Origin of the sequence: Geminicoccus sp. (assembly GCF_035556675.1) — a bacterium.
Taxonomy (GTDB): Bacteria; Pseudomonadota; Alphaproteobacteria; order Geminicoccales; family Geminicoccaceae; genus Geminicoccus.
In genome coordinates this window covers 1-3365 of sequence record NZ_DATMFZ010000273.1, presented here as the reverse complement: position 1 = coordinate 3365, position 3365 = coordinate 1, and the positions used below count along the sequence as shown (strand labels likewise).

Genomic DNA, 3365 nt, shown 5'->3' with positions numbered 1-3365 from the left:
GAAGCCCTCGGCCTGGGCCTGGGACAGGCGCAGCCGCTTCTGGGCGACGATGCGCAGGCCGCCCTTCTCGATGACGTCGTTGATGGCGCCGGTCAGGTTGCGCCTGGTGGCATCCGGCTTGATGATGGAGAAGGTACGCTCAAGAGCCATGGGAAATCCCATCCGATGCGAAAGGAAACGGTATCGGGCCGCGCCTTTAGCAGCCCGTCCGCCCGCTGACCACCACCAGGGCTCAGCCTTCCTCGCTGGCCTTTTCCCAAGCCCCCCGCTCGGTCTGCCGCCAGTAGACCAGCCGGTGGCCGGCCTCCCGCCGTGCCCGCCAGCGTGAGCGCGCTGCGGCCACCTCATCCTCGTTGCCGCCGTCGAACAGATCCAGGACCCGCGCAAAGCTCGCGAGATCGTCGTCCGCGGCCTGGTCGACCAATACCAGCAGCGTGGCCCCGTTCGGGTTTTCCACCTGCTCGGTCAGCCAGATCGGCTGCAGCGGGGCGTTGCCGTCCGCGCGCGTGCCGTGGGGCAGCCAGGAATCCGGCCGGTAGACCCATAAGTGCCGGTCCAGCGCGTCGACCCGCTCGCGCGACCCGGCCCTGAGCAGGATGCGCATCCCGGCGGCATGGGCCTTCTCCAGGAGGCGCGGCAGCGCCTCCTCCAGGCTGGAGCGGGTGAGATGGTAGAAGCCGACCTCGCTCAGTGCGCCTCGTCCTCGTAGGAGCGCGCCAGCGCGTCGAGCAGGCGCACGCCGAACCCGGTGGCACCTTTCGCCGAGAGCGGCAGGTCGCGGCTGCTCCATACCGTGCCGGCCACGTCCAGATGCGCCCAGGGCACGCCGTTCACGAACTGCTCGATGAACACCGCCCCGGCCGTGCTGCCGGCCTGGCGCGCCCGCCCGGTGTTCTTGATGTCGGCGATCTCGGACTTGATGTGCTTGGCATAAGCCTTGCCGAGCGGCAGGCGCCAGAGCGTCTCGCCGGTCTCCTCGCCCAGCCGGGTGAGCCGGGCCGCCAGCTCCTCGTCGTTGCTGAACAGACCGGCATGCTCATGGCCCAGCGCCACGATCACCGCCCCGGTCAGGGTCGCCAGGTCGACGATCAGTCGCGGCTTGAACCGGTCCTGGGTGTACCAGATCGCATCCGCCAGCACGAGCCGGCCCTCGGCGTCGGTGTTGATCACCTCGATCGTGGTCCCGGACATGGCGGTCACCACGTCGCCCGGGCGCTGGGCGTTGCCATCCGGCATGTTCTCGACCAGGCCCAGCACGCCGACCGCATCGACCGGCGCCTTGCGCCGGGCCAGCACCTCCATGGCGCCCAGCACGGCACCGGCACCGGCCATGTCGAACTTCATGTCCTCCATGCCGGCGGCGGGCTTGATCGAGATGCCGCCCGTGTCGAAGCACACGCCCTTGCCGACGAAGGCGAGCGGGCTGCCCTTGCCGCCCCCGCCGTTCCAGCGGATCACCACCAGCCGCGGCTCGCGGCGGCTGCCGCGCGCCACGCCCAGAATGGCGCCCATGCCGAGCCGGCCCATCGCCGCCTCGTCCAGCACCTCGACCTCCAGGCCCAGGTCGCGCAGCTTCACAGCTTCCTCGGCGAAGCTCTCCGGGTGGAGGACATTGGCGGGCTCGGTCACCAGGGCCCGAGCATGGTTCACGCCGGCGATCAACGCATCCACGCCGGCCAGTGCGCGCCTGGCCTCGGTCTCGTCCTGCACGGCGATCGCCAGCCGGCTCGGGCCCCGCGCCGGCTCGTCCTCCTCGCTGCGCTTGTACTTGTCGAAGCGCCAGGAGCGCAGGCGCAGCCCGGTCAGCAGGGCCATCTGCACCTGGTCGGCCGGCAACGGCAGCTCGATCCCGTCCGGCGAGGCCAGCGTCACCAGCCCGCCCTCGACCTTGGCCAGCGCGCTCCACAGGCTGCCGCCCAGATGTTCCAGCTCCAGCCGGCCGAGATCCTCGCGGCCGACGCCCAGGAGCCAGACCTGCTCCAGCCCGGTGCCGGCCGGAAACGGCAGTTCCAGGATGGCACCATGCTTCCAGCGCCGCCCGGCAGCCTCGATCACGCGCCGCACCAGGCCGCCGCTGCGCTCGTCCAGGCTGGCGGCAGCCGCACCGATCGCATCGCCGGTGCCGACCGGCACCACCACCCGGCCGGTGTTCGGCAGCTCGGTGCGCTCCAGGGTCACGTCCATCGCTCGAAGTCCTCGCGTCAGGCAACAGGCCTTGGCCGGCCAACTCAGGTGGGTGTACCATCGACCGGCGCCGAGATGGGCGTCTATGATGCCGCCCATGCCTGTCTACGCGCGCTACCTGCTGTCCCAACTGGCCGTACCCACCGCGGTGGCCGTGATCGCCGTCGCAGGTGCGGTCTGGCTGTCGCAATCGTTGCGGCTGTTCGACCTGATCGTCAACAAGGGCCTGCCGGTCACCACCTTCCTGTGGCTGACGGCCCTCCTGTTCCCCTCGCTCCTGCTGGTGGTGCTGCCGCTGGCGCTCCTGGCCGCGACCATCTTCACCTATGCGCGCCTGTGGAACGACAGCGAGCTGATCGCGCTCAAGGCGTCCGGCCGCTCCGACTTCGATCTGGCCAAGCCGGCGCTCTACCTGGCGCTCGGGGTGACGCTGCTCTGCTACCTGACCTCGCTGGTGCTGATGCCGGCGGGTGCGCGGGCGTTCAAGGACCTCGAGCACGAGATCCGCAACAGCTACACCTTCGTGCTGCTGCAGGAAGGCGTGTTCAACCAGCCGGCCCCCGGCATCACCGTCTATGTGGACAAGCGCCAACCGGACGGCTCGCTGACCGGCCTGCTGGTGGACGACGCCCGGGATCCCGATGCCCCCTCCACGATCACCTCCGAACGCGGCGTACTGGTGACCGTAGGCGACGAGCCCCGTCTGGTCCTGGAGCGGGGCACGCGCCAGGAACGGGACCCGGACGGGCGGGTCTCGGCCCTCCATTTCGATGCCTACACGGTCGACCTCACCACCTTGTCGGAGGAGGACGACGCCTATCGCTGGCGCAAGCCCAAGGAACGCTATCTCGACGAGCTGCTCTGGCCGGCCGACGACATCGACGACCAGAAGAACTACAGCCGACTGGTGTCGGCTGCCCATGACCGGCTGACCAGCCCGCTGGCGCCGCTCGTCCTGGTGGCGATAGCATTGGCGGTGCTCCTGCCGGCCGATCTCGACCGGCGCGGGCATGGCAAGCGGATCGCGTTCGCCATCCTGCTGGCGACCGTCCAGCAGGTCGTCCAGCTCGCGGCGACCAGCTTCTCCATCAGCTCGCTGGCATTCGTACCGCTGTTCTACCTGGCGCAGATCGTCCCGCTGGTCCTGGCCTTCCTGGCGCTCACCGGCCGGCTGCGCCGCC

The 3365-nt window shown here is 70.0% G+C and carries 4 protein-coding genes; 1 reads left to right on the top strand and 3 read right to left on the bottom strand.

Features of this window, described 5'->3' with window-relative positions; all coding sequences use genetic code 11:
* The 3 genes from VNS22_RS19220 to VNS22_RS19210 all read right to left on the bottom strand — a co-directional run.
* Nucleotides 1-150: nucleoside-diphosphate kinase (locus VNS22_RS19220; protein WP_325735275.1), on the bottom strand; the 150-nt coding region annotated here is incomplete at its 3' end.
* Between the two features lie 82 nt (nucleotides 151-232).
* A complete protein-coding gene (locus VNS22_RS19215; RefSeq protein ID WP_349261841.1) occupies nucleotides 233-691 on the bottom strand; it encodes a DNA polymerase III subunit chi in 459 nt (152 codons plus the stop codon).
* Nucleotides 688-2184 carry a leucyl aminopeptidase gene (locus tag VNS22_RS19210; RefSeq protein WP_325735271.1) on the bottom strand — a complete coding sequence of 499 codons (1497 nt, stop codon included), beginning with the start codon at nucleotides 2182-2184 and terminating at the stop codon, nucleotides 688-690. Before VNS22_RS19210 ends, VNS22_RS19215 begins: the two co-directional genes overlap by 4 nt.
* A 97-nt stretch (nucleotides 2185-2281) precedes the next feature.
* Between VNS22_RS19210 and lptF the strand changes: the two genes are divergently transcribed.
* Nucleotides 2282-3365 (top strand): LPS export ABC transporter permease LptF (gene lptF / locus VNS22_RS19205; RefSeq protein WP_325735269.1); only part of this gene is annotated, 1084 nt, incomplete at its 3' end.